At 37.7% G+C, this 14,135-nt stretch carries 16 protein-coding genes; 15 read left to right on the top strand and 1 reads right to left on the bottom strand.

Annotated features, from left to right (window positions below):
* The 4 genes from ASU35_RS19770 to ASU35_RS15280 all read left to right on the top strand — a co-directional run.
* Positions 1-1,116, top strand: a 1,116-nt coding sequence (locus ASU35_RS19770; RefSeq protein WP_207644142.1) for a DNA adenine methylase, incomplete at its 5' end; no start/stop codon positions are given.
* 332 nt (positions 1,117-1,448) lie between these two features.
* Positions 1,449-2,012 carry a recombinase family protein gene (locus ASU35_RS15290; RefSeq protein ID WP_058353850.1) on the top strand — a complete coding sequence of 188 codons (564 nt, stop codon included), beginning with the start codon at positions 1,449-1,451 and terminating at the stop codon, positions 2,010-2,012.
* A 330-nt stretch (positions 2,013-2,342) separates the two neighbouring features.
* Positions 2,343-2,669: a helix-turn-helix domain-containing protein gene (locus ASU35_RS15285; RefSeq protein ID WP_058353849.1), complete on the top strand. Its 327-nt coding sequence runs from the start codon at positions 2,343-2,345 to the stop codon at positions 2,667-2,669.
* Positions 2,670-2,926: 257 nt separating this feature from the next.
* Positions 2,927-3,160 carry a hypothetical protein gene (locus ASU35_RS15280; protein WP_058353848.1) on the top strand — a complete coding sequence of 78 codons (234 nt, stop codon included), beginning with the start codon at positions 2,927-2,929 and terminating at the stop codon, positions 3,158-3,160.
* 6 nt (positions 3,161-3,166) lie between these two features.
* Here the strand turns inward: ASU35_RS15280 and ASU35_RS15275 are convergent, their stop codons facing one another.
* Positions 3,167-3,463, bottom strand: coding sequence for a helix-turn-helix domain-containing protein (locus ASU35_RS15275; RefSeq protein WP_058353847.1), 297 nt, complete (start codon positions 3,461-3,463; stop codon positions 3,167-3,169).
* 147 nt (positions 3,464-3,610) lie between these two features.
* Here ASU35_RS15275 and ASU35_RS15270 point away from each other — a divergent pair, with 147 nt between their 5' ends.
* The 11 genes from ASU35_RS15270 to ASU35_RS15225 all read left to right on the top strand — a co-directional run bounded on the left by ASU35_RS15270 (position 3,611) and on the right by ASU35_RS15225 (position 14,080).
* On the top strand, positions 3,611-4,423 hold the full coding sequence (locus ASU35_RS15270; RefSeq protein ID WP_058353846.1) for a hypothetical protein: 813 nt from the start codon (positions 3,611-3,613) through the stop codon (positions 4,421-4,423).
* Between the two features lie 157 nt (positions 4,424-4,580).
* Positions 4,581-4,772 (top strand): hypothetical protein, encoded by a 192-nt coding sequence (locus ASU35_RS15265; protein ID WP_058353845.1) that lies wholly within the window; start codon positions 4,581-4,583, stop codon positions 4,770-4,772.
* Between the two features lie 718 nt (positions 4,773-5,490).
* Positions 5,491-5,982, top strand: a complete 492-nt coding sequence (locus ASU35_RS15260) for a hypothetical protein (protein WP_058353844.1) — start codon at positions 5,491-5,493, stop codon at positions 5,980-5,982.
* 246 nt (positions 5,983-6,228) lie between these two features.
* Entirely contained in the window at positions 6,229-6,375 is a 147-nt protein-coding gene (locus ASU35_RS19425) for a hypothetical protein (RefSeq protein WP_156059448.1), read from the top strand.
* The gene (locus ASU35_RS15255; RefSeq protein ID WP_058353843.1) at positions 6,375-8,066 is read left to right on the top strand and encodes a recombinase family protein; all 1,692 of its coding nucleotides are present in this window, start codon (positions 6,375-6,377) and stop codon (positions 8,064-8,066) included. Before ASU35_RS19425 ends, ASU35_RS15255 begins: the two co-directional genes overlap by 1 nt.
* Before the next feature lie 413 nt (positions 8,067-8,479).
* Positions 8,480-10,051 carry a type I restriction-modification system subunit M gene (locus tag ASU35_RS15250; protein WP_058353842.1) on the top strand — a complete coding sequence of 524 codons (1,572 nt, stop codon included), beginning with the start codon at positions 8,480-8,482 and terminating at the stop codon, positions 10,049-10,051.
* On the top strand, positions 10,044-11,135 hold the full coding sequence (locus ASU35_RS15245) for a restriction endonuclease subunit S (RefSeq protein ID WP_058353841.1): 1,092 nt from the start codon (positions 10,044-10,046) through the stop codon (positions 11,133-11,135). The genes ASU35_RS15250 and ASU35_RS15245 overlap by 8 nt, the downstream gene beginning before the upstream one ends.
* A 77-nt stretch (positions 11,136-11,212) precedes the next feature.
* Positions 11,213-12,769 carry an IS21 family transposase gene (gene istA / locus ASU35_RS15240; protein WP_058353840.1) on the top strand — a complete coding sequence of 519 codons (1,557 nt, stop codon included), beginning with the start codon at positions 11,213-11,215 and terminating at the stop codon, positions 12,767-12,769.
* Positions 12,766-13,554 carry an ATP-binding protein gene (locus ASU35_RS15235; protein WP_058353839.1) on the top strand — a complete coding sequence of 263 codons (789 nt, stop codon included), beginning with the start codon at positions 12,766-12,768 and terminating at the stop codon, positions 13,552-13,554. The genes istA and ASU35_RS15235 overlap by 4 nt, the downstream gene beginning before the upstream one ends.
* Positions 13,551-13,742, top strand: coding sequence for a mobility-associated LCxxNW protein (locus tag ASU35_RS15230; protein WP_058353838.1), 192 nt, complete (start codon positions 13,551-13,553; stop codon positions 13,740-13,742). Before ASU35_RS15235 ends, ASU35_RS15230 begins: the two co-directional genes overlap by 4 nt.
* A 26-nt stretch (positions 13,743-13,768) precedes the next feature.
* On the top strand, positions 13,769-14,080 hold the full coding sequence (locus ASU35_RS15225; protein WP_058353837.1) for a restriction endonuclease subunit S: 312 nt from the start codon (positions 13,769-13,771) through the stop codon (positions 14,078-14,080).
* Positions 14,081-14,135 lie beyond the last annotated feature (55 nt).

Below are 14,135 nucleotides of genomic sequence, written 5' to 3'. Positions count from 1 at the left end.
GCTTGCCGTGTACTGTTAAATAAGCCAAGACACGCACAGGAAATTTATAATGATTTTGGATATGGACTGACTACATTCTTTGAGACATTGGGAAATAGAGAGTTATCTCAAACTGTTCTTAATACATTGATAAAATTGACACCAGACGAAGAACTTTTTTATCAAATGAAAAGCTACAAGCAGGAGCATGAACAGGAACTTACGGACAACTTACAGCAACAGTTTCAAAAATTTGTTTGGAAGTGTTGGAAAAAGTATCAGTCACAGGAATTAAAGAAACTGCATAAGGCGGTCAGTCAAAAAGAATACCAAAGTATTGTGGATATCGCAGGTCAGATAATAAGTACCAATGTGATTAAGGATATTCAAGATATGCAGACATTTCATGATTTTTTTATACTGTACTGTCAATACTGGGATATCGTCAAAGAGGAATACCAAGAAGAATATGACAATGCAAAATCACTTTTTGAAATAGAGTGGAAAAAGCAAAATGCCGATAGTAAAATTCGTAATAAACAAAAATTTCAGCATAAGTTTTGCCATGAGCGTGCATTAAATAAAATTGCTGAATATACATCCGATACACGAGTATCAAATGGTGAGGAACAGGACAAAGACCCTGTTCAGATGGCGGTTGCAACATTCCTAACATATTATCTGTCAAGGGATGGCATGGGGTTAGATTACAGTTCGGCAAAGAACAGTTCAAAAGATAAGTACTATTCGTATTTGCAGAACTTAAAGGATATTGCACAGCGGTTTGAGGGTGTGGTAGTGACACAGGTGGATGCCCTCAATCTTATAGAAAATTACTGCCAGTATGAAAATGTTATGATGTATCTTGACCCGAGTTATTTAAAACCCGAGGATGCGAATAAGGATTTGGGAAGTGGTATTTATAATCGTTCTTTTGGATATGAAGAACATAAGCGGTTGGCAGATATCATACAAAATGCAAAGGCAAAAATTATATTGTCAAATTATGAAGTTGAACCTTATCTGTCAGTATTGAGTGAAGATAAGGGATGGAAAAAGTATTACTACGATACGCATACAAGCGTGGGAAGTATAAAGGACAATAAGAGGACAGAGGTGCTTTGGTACAATTATTGACATATCGGATGAATTTGGTATACTTATTATCAGAAGTACATAGCATTTTGAAAACGTTACCAAGTTACCAAAGTTACCGCGATTGAACGGAAAGCAAAGTTTGTTTATGTGTTAGGGCATATCGGTTTTATTGGTAAGTGCGTGTATAAGTGCATCAAAATATATAGGATATAAATGAAACATGTATAAAAATATGTTTCTTTATATCCTTTTGTGTTTTATTGGAACACTTTTGAGAAATAGTGTTTTGTATGGATAGGGTATACTCTAAAGAAACAGAAAAATTAGATACATTGTTTCATTTCAATAATAAAAGAAATGGAGTGGAAACAATGAATATTGGATATGTACGGGTATCAACAGAGCAACAAAACACCATGAGACAAGAGGTACTCATGGAGCAGTATGGGGTGGAAACATTATATATTGATAAGGTAAGCGGTAAAAACACAGACCGACCACAGCTAAAAAAGATGATGGACTTTGTAAGAGAGGGGGACTGTGTGATTGTGGAGAGTATTTCACGATTTGCACGCAGTACAAAGGATTTGCTTGACTTGTTGGAAAAACTGTCTGACAAAAAAGTAAAGTTTGTGAGCCAAAAAGAAAATATTGACACAGACAGTCCGATGGGAAAGTTCTTTCTTGTGGTGTGCGGTGCATTGGCAGAATTGGAGCGGGCAAACATACTGGAACGACAAGCCGAGGGAATAGAGATTGCAAAACGTGAAGGAAAATATAAGGGGCGTAAGCCAATTGAGATTGCTGATTTTGATAAAATATATCAGTCATGGAAAGCTGGAGAGATAACAGCGGTTTCTGCTTGTAAACTTATGGGAATAAGCAGGAGTACATTTTATAGAAAAGTGGGCGAAAAGGAAAAGAACGAAACATAAAAAGCAAATTATAACATGTAACACACGTTTCAGCGTGTGTTATTTTTTTGGACTTTTTTAAGAAGGTAGGCATGAAAAAGGACATTGTAATATTACTGACATAATTAAAAAAAATAAATGTGTGGTTGGTTAATTCATGGCTGTGTGTGAAAATTGCAGGGAGCAAAGAAAAAAGAAATAGGCAAGCCGAGGAAAAGTGTAGGGTACTGGTTGATAAAATTGCAGTGCATAAAAGGTTACATGGGTGTGGTGTCCTATTGTTTGGGAATTTTTGTGATTTTGAGTATGTATGGTAGGCATTGTTTTTAATAGCATGAAAGGGGAGCATGGATGGTGGAAATTAAGGACAGCGATATTTTTGCAGACTATGAGGAACAGTACGATTACATAGACGAGGAATGGGTTGACAGGGAGATTGAGAAACAACACAAGGAAAAAGAACAGGAACGCAAGAAGGAATGGGATAAAAAACATAATATTCACAGAGACGAGCGTGGAAGACTGAATAAGGGTGCATTATTAGCAAGTAAAGATAGCTGTAATGAAAAGGAAATATTGCAATGGTATGATAGCGGTATGGCGGTCAAGGAGATAGTGGACTGCATGAAATGTTCCAAGTCTACGGTTTATAATGTGATAAAAAAACATAGGAAATAAAATAATAAGTCAGCTATTTTGGAAAATTCTACAGATGGTCAGTTATTTTGCAACCATTCTTTTCATTTCAATGATAAGTGAAAAAAGTGTGTGACAGAAATGCGGACATGAAAATAATATATACATACCAACACCCCAAAATAGAGTGTACTCTCCCTTTCCTGTAATATGATAGAACTACATAGAAAAAATGCATTGACTTAATGTTACCACAGCGTTATCATTTCCGAACATTAAGAAAAGAAGGAGGATTGCTTATGGAAGAAAAAGTGGAACGCAGGGTATGTGTGGATGCACTTGAAAATGTGTCATTGCGATTGGGACAGCTCAACAATATGATAAAGTCCCTCTGCTTAGGTATGCAACAAGAGAGCATAGAGCAACAGGCGGTTGACTGTATGGAATGTGTCGCATACTGTGTAAATGATACAAAGAACATTGTGGATAGGATAGTGCTACAAATAGGGGAAGAAGTAAAAGAGCATGGGTAATGTGGTTTACTCATGCTTCATTGTTTTAATAAGTGTTTGTAACGCTTGTATTTGTTCGGGGGTTAAGCCGTCAGTATCGAGTACAACAGATGGTTTGTCATTTGATTTTCCTAGTAGATAATCGGTACTGCATTTATAAAGGTAGGAGAGAGCAAGCAGATTTTCAGTACTGGGCGTTCTCTCCCCGGTTTCATAACCGCTAACGATTGAGGGGGATATCCCTAGCTTTTTAGCAACATCAGCTTGGGAGAGGTTATGTGACATTCTTAATTCTTTCAGCTTGATTGATAAATCTTTAATCATTGTGTTATCCTCCTACACTTATTGTAGATATGCAAACGACACAATAGGAGTAACGTAAAAACACTTTAAGGATTGTAAAGAAACATAGTTAGTATTATAATGGTATAAGTGGATGTATTTTATACCGTAGGAAAAGGAGAAAAATTTATGAAAAGAAAAGTACTGGTAACAATGTTATGTTTAGCAATTTCTGTTTCTGCAATAGCATGTGGAACAGAGAATACAACAGAGCAATTAGAAGAAACTGCGACAAAGCAGACAACGGAGAAGGAAGAAGTAGAAATGCAAGAAACGCAAGAGACGGAAGTTGAGGAATCAGCGGTTAATGTAGAAGAAATAGAGACACAGGAAGAAATGAAAACAACGTTGCCGGAGAGTGTTGAAACAGAATATTATGGAACAATTTATCCGGCAGAGACGGCAAGATTGGTAGAGGAGGCATACAATGAATGGTATGCGTCAATAGATGTTGAAGAACTGAAAGAAGAATACGGCGATGAATGGGAAATGATGGCAGAAACATTAGCACCAATGCCTAAATTTGGTGTAGTAGAACGTGAGGGTTATCCGGACAGTCGTACAGACCACCAGCAAGCGTGGGATGCGTTTTGTATGTACTTTAATCCATCAGATTATGGTACTACACTTTATGGAAGAAAAGGCACAGATTTTAGCGACCTTGGTTTCTGTGCTTTGTCAACAGGTTATAGTTGGGACAACTTGAAAGAGGTATATACAGACAAAGGATACAAAGCTTATTATGATATAAATACGGGAATTGTATATTATGATGGTATGATACTTCCAACAGGCAGTATATATGAAGATAGGGAATCGGGGGGAGTATTGGGTCAATTTCTGCTTGATAACGCTAATAATCCTGATATTAATGTAGATACTGTATGGGATATAACATATGAACAAAGGCAAGCACTCTTAGGAGTTTATAGTGAGGACTAAGCACAGTAGTTTCATATTTGAAGCCATTACAACATGATGTTGTTGTAGTGGCTTCTTTTGCAGTTGCTGTCCTTTTAATATACATCATTCTTAGATAAGATATATGTTTTTTGTAAGAAAAAACATCATACAAGCAATATTTAAGGAGGCACATATTATGGGAATATCATTCAAGAGTGCAAGGGAGAACAACATTATGGGTTTGGTTATGATTTATCCAGACGGACACCCAAGAACTGTACTTATGGCAGAGTTGCCGATTGATGGCGATTGGAGAGCAGACGTTGACTTTTTTGATGAGGTAGAGAACGCATACAAAAAGCGTTTACGCAGAGCGTTAAGAAGATAAGCAATATTATCAATGTAAGAGCATTACCATTGCGGTAGTGCTTTTATTTTTTTGTAAGCAACATAAAATTGCTACATTTTTAGGGACTAGTGGGAAGTCAGTTAGGAGCGTATTTTTCAATTATTTCTGAAAAAATGAAAATATGGAATTGTATCACTAATGGCTGACTGGAGCAAAATGTACTGAAATAAAAATGTGGAAAATTTGTACTGAAAAGATGTAGAAAAGTGAATTCAAATGTACTGAAAAATATGGTCAATACAAACAAGGTTTTTGGTTTGGGTTAAAATTTGTTTGAAATAAGGGGAAAATGTGTGGGTTGAGAAAGAAAAATATAGGGTTTGGAAGGAAAATTTATTGTGAGTGAAAAATGTGGGTTTATGGATTTCAATAAAATTTTGTGGGTGGTGTTGTAAAAAAGAAATGAATTGAGAAAAGAACATCAAAGAGAGCAGAGCAATGGAACGTATATGTTCCTATCGTAAGGAACACGCAAAACGAAAAGAAAATCATTTACAATAATTCTTTTGCTTTCAAACATTCTGAACAGCGGATAGGTCCATTTGCAGTACGCTACAAACTCCACAATTACACAATGATTTTTAGAATAAAATCCCTTGCACTCCGTCAATAGCCTTATTGGTGCGGACAGCGTTAATATGAGTATGTAAGATAAATAAAAGTTAGTGCTGTGGCACGGAAAGACGAGGTATTCATTATGTGTATGTATTTAACAAATGGTAATTATTTGGGTCAGCGTCTGGTAGGCTATGATTGCTTTGACAGCAAAAGCAAGGGCTTCATCGGAATGAGTGAGAAACAGATTGTTGATAAGCTGAAACGTGGCGAGCGAGTTTACGGCTTTGCACTTGTTACAGAGAATGAAGAAGATAAACTGGTGCTTGATGTTGACGGCTTCAATATGTGCAACTTGCAGTTAAAAAGTGGCGTGAATAACTTGTCATGGCTCAATGAAAATTCTGACTGTGATATGAACATCGCACTTGTTGTAGTAGCTGTATTTGTTGAGAATGGCAAAAGAGTTTATGAAACAGTCAATGCACGACATGCCCGTGTCACTTATGAAGAAAGTAAACTGCGTATGTTGATTGAAATAGGTGTTCCTGTTGCAGGTGTTAAACTGGATAAAAACCGGATTGCAGTATGTGAGGGTGTTGGAGTCATTGAACAAGTGAAAGAGGGGGCATAGGGAATAGGTGTAACAATAAAGAGAATGGTTTGTGTGAAAAGATTACATGAACCATTCTTTTCTATTTGCTGTATGTTTTGCAATATGTACGAAGAGTTAATAAACGAAGATGTTACCAACGGTACAATTTGAATAAATAGGAATCATTATATGATTGATAAAAAACAGTTGAATAAGGAGTAAAACGTAGTAAAAGAGCATTTTTTTATTTGTGGTAAATAATTGAAAAGAGAGGTACTATTTACCATGAATAGCGTAGAAAAAGAAGTAGGTAGCGTATGTATTGAAACAAAGAAAAAGAACATATGTTCTGATGAAGCAACAGAATTTGTGAATGTGTTGTCAAAAATGATAAGTGGATATTATGCAAATAAAGAGGAGGAACAGGATTAATGAAAAAGAAAGCGTATGTATATACAAGAGTGAGTACTGCCATCCAAGTGGATGGCTTTTCTTTGGAAGGTCAGCTCAAAGAAATTGAGAGCTATTGTGACTACAAAGGAATTGAAATTGTCAGAAAATATGAAGATGCAGGTGTAAGTGGTACAAGTATTCAAGGCAGGGAACAATTTCAAAAAATGATGAAGGATGTTAAAGAAAAGAGAGAGGTTGATTATGTCATTGTATGGAAACTGTCACGTTTTGGCAGAAATGCCTGTGATACGCTGAATGCATTGGAAACACTGAAGAAATGTGGAGTAAATCTTATTGCTACCAAGGAGTCATTGAGCAGTGAAGAATTAACAGGCGATTTGGTTATCAAAATTCTGTCTATTGTTGCCGAGATGGAGAGGGAGAATATCATTGAGCAGACTAAAAATGGTAAAAAATACAATGCTTTGCAAGGTGGATGGAATGGGGGACAAGCCCCGTATGGGTATAAACTTGATAATAAGAGATTAGTCGTTGTACCCGAGGAGAAAAAAGTGGTAGAATACATTTATGACTTATTCTTGTCAGATGATAAAATTGGCTATACAGGTATTGTGTGCCGTTTAAATGAGGAAGGGATTGAGCCTAGGAAAGTACCTAAAAAATCATTGAAAGACAAGAGTATTATTCCACCACAGGAGCATTGGGACAATTCAGCCGTCAAAAGAATTTTAGACAATCCTGTGTATATAGGGAAACTTGTCTATGGTAAAGATACCATAGTAAAACAGGAGGATGGAACAAAAAAGAGAGTACATAATGAAACATACACCCTAGTGGATGGTTTGCATGAGCCGATTATTGAAGAACAAAAGTGGAGCATGGTGCAGGAAAAAAGAAAGCGTATGGCAAACAAACACAAGCGAGATAAGAGTAAGAAATGCGAAGTGAAAAATCTGTTGTCTCAACTTATTATCTGCCCTGAATGTGGCAGTCGTATGATTGCAACAAAGACAGGAGGGCATAGAAACAAACATGGAGAAATGAAATATTATCATAGTTATGTTTGTGGATATAACAACAATCATAAAGGCTGTTGTCATAAAAATGCAGTAAAAACAGATAGGGTTGATATTCCTGTCATTGAGACTTTGCATGCATATATTCAGAAAAAGGAGTTTATGCTGGCTGTTAAGGAGCAACTTGAAAAGCAGGTAGATATATCCAGTATAGAAAAGGAAATAGCAGACTGTAAAAAGCAATTAGAAAAGTTACAGGCAAGGGAAAATCAGCAATATTCTATTTTAGAGAAAATAGGATATGATGAAAAATACAGAAACATCAAAGAGGATAGAATACTTGATGCAATCAACAGGATTGCAGAAGAAAGCAGTGCCATACAGGAAAAGTTACTGGCAAAAGAAAATGCTTTGATTGCTGCAAAGAATAATAGTCTTACCATGGAGAAAATTCAGTATGCAATCGAAAATTTTGCAGTAGTATTTCAGAGTGCAAGTAAGGATTTGCAAAATGAACTGATACAACATTTTGTAGATGAAATCAGACTTGAAAGAAATAGTGAAAATGGTAAGTTATATCCAAAGTCTATGGTTATCAAATTTACTGGAGAAGAAATAGATTTGGTTGTAGAAAATTTGGGAGTTAAAAAATCGCATGTGGAGACAGTCGTGTTGATGTCAAGGGTAAAATAGGGATAGCCGTCAAAAGGCTTATACAATTGACCAAGTCAATTGTCTCGTCACAGAAATGCCCTTGCAAGCAAGCATTTCTGCTTCCTCGAATAAAGGGTTTTAAGACCAAAGGTAGTATTTTTGAGTGCTGCTTAATGCCGGGAGAAAAGATGTTGATGGAAACCTATCCACAGAGAAAAAATGGTAGGGTTGTGGCTACACTTTTGATATGGGGGTAGGTTGTGAATACACTATTGTTAAAGGGGTAGGTTGTAGAAACACTATTGTTAAAAGCATAGGTTGTGGAAACACTATGGTTAACAATAATTTGTGAATAGACAGATAAAGCAAGTCCGTAAAAATGGACACTAAATGCTGTAGGATATAATTACCAGAAAATACAATGGCCGTAATTGGCTGAATGGAGGATGGCAATGATAGATACAAAGAAGGAGCAGGAAAGAGACGAACTTCATCGTGCTATATGGGCAATTGCAGATGAACTTCGTGGAGCAGTTGATGGTTGGGATTTTAAGAACTATGTACTTGGTACAATGTTCTACAGATATATTTCAGAGAACCTTACTGCGTATGTAAACAGTGGAGAAATTGAAGCGGGAAACACAGAATTTGATTATGCAAAGATGTCTGATGCAGAAGCTGAGGAGGCTCGTGAAGGACTTGTCGAAGAAAAGGGATTTTTTATTCTTCCAAGCGAGTTGTTTTGCAATGTAAGAGTTAAGGCTGCATCGGATGAGAATTTGAATGAAACATTAGAGAGAGTATTTAGAAATATCGAAGAGTCGGCAAAGGGAAGTCAGTCAGAAGGTAGCTTTGCAGGATTGTTCGATGACTTTGATGTGAATAGTAATAAATTGGGCAGTACTGTTGCAAAGAGAAATGAACGTCTCGTGAAACTGCTTGATGGAGTTGGTGCAATGAATCTCGGCTCTGTTAAAGACCATGACATTGATGCCTTTGGTGACGCATATGAATATTTGATGACAATGTATGCATCCAATGCAGGTAAGTCTGGTGGAGAGTTCTTTACCCCAGCAGATGTATCAGAGTTACTTACTAGACTTGGAACTGTAGGAAAGAAAACAGTTAATAAGGTGTATGACCCTGCATGTGGTTCTGGTTCACTACTTCTTAAGGCAGAGAAGGTATTAGGCAAAGAAGCAGTTATGAATGGTTTCTTTGGGCAGGAAATTAATATTACTACATATAACTTATGCCGTATTAATATGTTTCTGCATGATATTGGATTTGATAAATTTGATATTGAGTGCGAAGACACACTTACTAATCCACAGCATTGGGATGATGAGCCATTTGAACTTATTGTTTCAAATCCACCTTACTCAATCAAATGGGAAGGTGACGATAACCCACTTCTCATCAATGATCCAAGATTTGCACCTGCCGGAGTTCTTGCACCTAAGAGTAAGGCAGATTTAGCTTTTATTATGCACAGCCTTTCATGGCTTGCTCCAAACGGAACAGCAGCAATAGTATGTTTCCCTGGTATTATGTATCGTGGTGGTGCAGAACAGAAAATTAGAAAGTATCTTGTAGAGAATAACTATGTTGATTGCATTATTCAGTTGCCTGCCAATCTTTTCTTTGGTACGTCAATTGCAACTTGCATCATGGTTATGAAAAAGGGTAAGGCAGATAATAAAGTACTCTTTATTGATGCTACAAATGAATGTATTAAGGTTACAAATAATAATAAGTTAACAGAAGAAAATATCCAGAAAATCGTAGATGCATACATTAGCAGAGAAAATACAAAACATTTTTCATATTTGGCATCTTATGAAGAAATGGCTGAAAATGATTATAATCTTACCGTATCAACATATGTTGAAGCAGAAGATACAAGAGAAAAAATAGATATAAAAAAATTGAATAGTGAAATACAACAGATTGTTCAAAGAGAAGATGAGTTGAGAAAAGCGATTGATTTGATAATTGCAGAAATAGAGGTGGCTAATGAGTAAAATAGAAAAATTGTTAGCCGAGTTGTGTCCAAATGGCATTGAGTATAAAAGAGTAGATGAAATATGTGATATATCTCGTGGTCGAGTAATGTCTAAAGATTATATTCAGGCGAACGAGGGCGATTATCCTGTGTATTCATCTCAAACAGAAAATAATGGCGAATTAGGTAAAATATCTAGTTTTGACTATGAAGGTGAGTATTTAACATGGACAACTGATGGTGCTAATGCAGGATCTGTCTTTTATAGAAACGGAAGATTTAGCATAACAAATGTATGCGGTCTGCTAAAGGTAAATAAAGAAGATATTATGACAAGATATCTTTATCATACTTTGCAGATAGAAGCACCTAAATATGTTAATAAAGGTATGGGTAATCCCAAACTTATGAGTAACGTAATGGCGAGGATTAAGCTGGCAGTACCTCCGTTGGAGGTACAACGTGAAATAGTCCGCGTGCTGGACTCTTTCACGTTACTTACAGCCGAGCTTACAGCCGAGCTTACAGCCGAGCTTACAGCTCGTCAGAAGCAATATTCATATTATCGTGATGAACTATTAAAGCCACAAGATAATATTCCTATGGTTGCACTTAAGGACATTGCTACATCAATATACCGTGGAGCTGGAATTAAACGAGATCAAGTAACAGATGATGGTATTCCTTGTGTTCGTTATGGGGAGATTTATACAACATACAATACATGGTTTGAAGAGTGTGTTTCACACACAAAATTGGAGTATGTCCCTAGTCCTAAATATTTTGAATATGGAGATATCTTATTTGCTATAACTGGCGAAAGCGTAGAGGATATTGCTAAATCAATTGCATATGTAGGACATGATAAATGTCTTGCGGGTGGAGATATTGTTGTAATGAAGCATGAACAGAATCCGAGGTATTTGGCTCATGTCTTAAATACAACAATGGCAAGAGAGCAGAAAAGCAAAGGAAAAGTAAAGAGCAAGGTGGTTCATTCTAATGTTCCATCAATTGATGTAAATACCGATGAATTAGTGCATACTGCACGGTCATCGAGTGCACACTTTCCGGTGTTTCAGTGCACGCTTTCCGCTGCATAGTGCATGTACATGGATTAGTCCTATAATGAAGATGGCACACATGCGTGTGACTATCATTTATAGGAGGTTCGATAACTATGGTTGATTATCGAGAGATTCTGAGGCTTGATAACCTCGGATACACCAAGAAGGACATTGCATCCAGTGTACACAGTTCCAGAAACACTGTTTCTGAAGTTCTGACACTAGCCGGAAATCTTCATGTTTGCTGGCCGCTAGATGACGATGTCACCAATCAGTCTCTGGAAAATTTGTTTTATCCGGGACGCAATAAGGATAATGAGGAACGGCTTATGCCCGATTATCCTAAAATTCACAGGGAACTCGCCAAGAAAGGTGTTACCCTTACACTACTTTGGACAGAATACTGTCTGGAAGCCAGCGCTGCCGGCAAAAAGCCATATATGAGCACGCAGTTCAATGATAACTATCGTAAGTGGGCTCGTATTACCAAAGCAACAATGCGTATCCAGCATAAACCCGGTGATGAAATGGAGGTGGACTGGGCTGGTGGCACTATCGACATTTACGATGAGGTTACAGGCGAAATATCACCTGCCTATCTGTTTGTAGCTGTGCTTCCCTGTAGCCTTTATGTATACGCAGAACTTTGCCCAAACATGAAATCAGATACCTTCATCAACTGCCATGTACATGCCTATACATACTTTGGCGGATCCACACGCTTATTAATCCCGGATAATCTCAAAGCCGGCGTTACCAAAAATACCCGTTATGACACCTTGATTCCAAGAGCCTACAAGGAAATGGCAGACCATTATAATACTGCAATCGTACCGGCCAGAGTGAAGCACCCGGACGATAAACCGAATGCAGAAGGCTCTGTTAAGTATGCAACCACATGGATTCTGGCAGCATTACGTAATTATCATTTCTTTTCTATTGAAGAAGCAAAAACGGCAGTTTCTGAGAAATTGGAGGAACTCAATCTCCGTCCATTCAAAAAGAGACTTGGAAACCGACGATCTGCTTTCGAAGATGAAGAAAGAGAATTCATGCTGCCGCTTCCCAAAGCCCCTTATGAACCAGCAGTCTGGTCCACTGCAAAGGTTCAAAACGATTATCTCATAAGTGATGGAATCAATAAATACTCTGTTCCATTTGATTTAATTGGAGAACAGGTGGATATTCGCTTAACCAGTGCTATAGTAGAGGTTTTCTATCATGGTGGGCGTGTCGCTTCTCATGTGAGGAGGACCACTCCTCAAAGGGATCCCATTTGTATCAGGGAACATATGCCGCTCAATCATCAGAAGTATCTTTCCTACAATCCGGAAGAGTTTGTTCATTGGGCTGAAGGCATTGGAGCGCATACATTAAAAACTGTAAATCACTTCCTCTATTCCGAAAAAGAACCGGAACAGGGGTACAAGTATTGTGTTGGATTAATGAAGGCTACTGAAAAATATGGTGACAGTCGAATTGAAAGAGCTTGTGAAAAGCTTCTGACTGTTACGGTTCAGCCATCATTAAGGAGTATCATTACAATCCTTAAAAACGGACAGGATAAGTTGATATCTGATTCCTCATCCTCTGGTCAAACATGTCGTAAAAGAAGCAATGGTATTACCCGTGGTATTTCGGCATACAGAAACGGAGGTGAAGCAGAATGATTCATGCATCTACCTATGAGAAACTGAAGGCACTGAACTGCAGTGCCATGGCCGATGAATTTCAGAGTCAGATAAACGATTCGAAATCTTATAATCTATTAGGATTCGAAGAACGCCTTGGACTTCTGGTCGATGCAGAATGGAACAGGCGTCAGGCAAACAAGTTAAAAAATCTTATCAAGAGAGCTGCTTTCTCTGTTTCATCAGCATGTATTGAAGATATCGAATACCTTCCTGATCGTAAGATTGATAAAGCACAGATGCTTCGGTTCTCAACCTGCCAATACATTAATGAAGGGCACCATATCATCTTAAAAGGAGCCACTGGTTCCGGCAAAACATACATCGCATGCGCCTTGGGTAATGCAGCGTGCCGTAAATTCAAAACAGTAAGATATATCAGAATGCCTGAACTGTTAGATGAGTTATCACTCTCCAAACAGGACGGCACTTACCGAAAGGTAATCAACGCTTACTGTAAGACAGAGCTTCTCATCATTGATGAATGGTTGATTCGGAAACTGTCTACCCAGGAAAGATATGATCTTCTTGAAATCATTGAAAAAAGAGTAAACAGTCCAAAAGGCTCCATGATTCTGTGTACACAGTACAATGATGAAGAATGGTATGGTCGCATTGATCCGGAGTACGACGAAGGAAGTCCTATAGCGGAGGCAATCATAGACCGCATTACAAACAATGCGTATGATGTTCTCATTGAAGGAAACGTATCAATGAGAAAACGTCATGGCTTGAAATATAAAATGGAAGGAGGCATTTCATGATGAAAGAATGTCCCTTCAGTTCATGCAGCAAGTGTGATATCTGGGTTGATTACCAGGTAGCATGTGCTGCATTACAGGAGGCAGAAGAACTGTGTTCTTCCAACTGGAAAGAAATCAGTTATCTGCTAGAACGGGTAGAAATACTTGAGGCTCAGTTAACAGAAGCCGGAATATCTATCCCCGAATAAGCATCATGCACTGATGACCGGAAAGCGTGCACTGTATCGGCGGAAGCCATGCACTAAAACGCCGTGCAGTGTGCTCTGTCTGGTCGGTATATACAATTGAGCAGATTGAAATTCCTCTTCCTTCTTTGGATGTGCAGAAACGCTATGCAGATGTTCTTGATAATTTTGAACAGATTTGTAATGACCTTAGTATTGGTCTGCCAGCAGAGATAGAAGCCCGTCAAAAGCAATATGAATTTTATAGGGATTTACTCTTGACATTTGCTGAAACAAACGGCAGCCTCGTGACAGACAGACAGACAGACAGACAGACAGACAGACAGACAGACAGAGCATAATTAGTGTCTGCTGATTAAACTAAAACATTTAATTTTACTGACTTTTACCTCGTTT

Source organism: Acetivibrio ethanolgignens (genome assembly GCF_001461035.1).
Taxonomy (GTDB): Bacteria; Bacillota; Clostridia; order Lachnospirales; family Lachnospiraceae; genus Velocimicrobium; species Velocimicrobium ethanolgignens.
This window is presented reverse-complemented; position numbering and strand designations above follow the sequence as displayed.

Coding starts and splice junctions, on each gene's coding strand:
- ASU35_RS15290 (WP_058353850.1), top strand. CDS start 1,449: ATGAATATTGGATATGTACGGGTATCAACAGAGCAACAAAACACCATG.
- ASU35_RS15285 (WP_058353849.1), top strand. CDS start 2,343: ATGGTGGAAATTAAGGACAGCGATATTTTTGCAGACTATGAGGAACAG.
- ASU35_RS15280 (WP_058353848.1), top strand. CDS start 2,927: ATGGAAGAAAAAGTGGAACGCAGGGTATGTGTGGATGCACTTGAAAAT.
- ASU35_RS15275 (WP_058353847.1), bottom strand. CDS start 3,463: ATGATTAAAGATTTATCAATCAAGCTGAAAGAATTAAGAATGTCACAT.
- ASU35_RS15270 (WP_058353846.1), top strand. CDS start 3,611: ATGAAAAGAAAAGTACTGGTAACAATGTTATGTTTAGCAATTTCTGTT.
- ASU35_RS15265 (WP_058353845.1), top strand. CDS start 4,581: ATGGGAATATCATTCAAGAGTGCAAGGGAGAACAACATTATGGGTTTG.
- ASU35_RS15260 (WP_058353844.1), top strand. CDS start 5,491: ATGTGTATGTATTTAACAAATGGTAATTATTTGGGTCAGCGTCTGGTA.
- ASU35_RS19425 (WP_156059448.1), top strand. CDS start 6,229: ATGAATAGCGTAGAAAAAGAAGTAGGTAGCGTATGTATTGAAACAAAG.
- ASU35_RS15255 (WP_058353843.1), top strand. CDS start 6,375: ATGAAAAAGAAAGCGTATGTATATACAAGAGTGAGTACTGCCATCCAA.
- ASU35_RS15250 (WP_058353842.1), top strand. CDS start 8,480: ATGATAGATACAAAGAAGGAGCAGGAAAGAGACGAACTTCATCGTGCT.
- ASU35_RS15245 (WP_058353841.1), top strand. CDS start 10,044: ATGAGTAAAATAGAAAAATTGTTAGCCGAGTTGTGTCCAAATGGCATT.
- istA (WP_058353840.1), top strand. CDS start 11,213: ATGGTTGATTATCGAGAGATTCTGAGGCTTGATAACCTCGGATACACC.
- ASU35_RS15235 (WP_058353839.1), top strand. CDS start 12,766: ATGATTCATGCATCTACCTATGAGAAACTGAAGGCACTGAACTGCAGT.
- ASU35_RS15230 (WP_058353838.1), top strand. CDS start 13,551: ATGATGAAAGAATGTCCCTTCAGTTCATGCAGCAAGTGTGATATCTGG.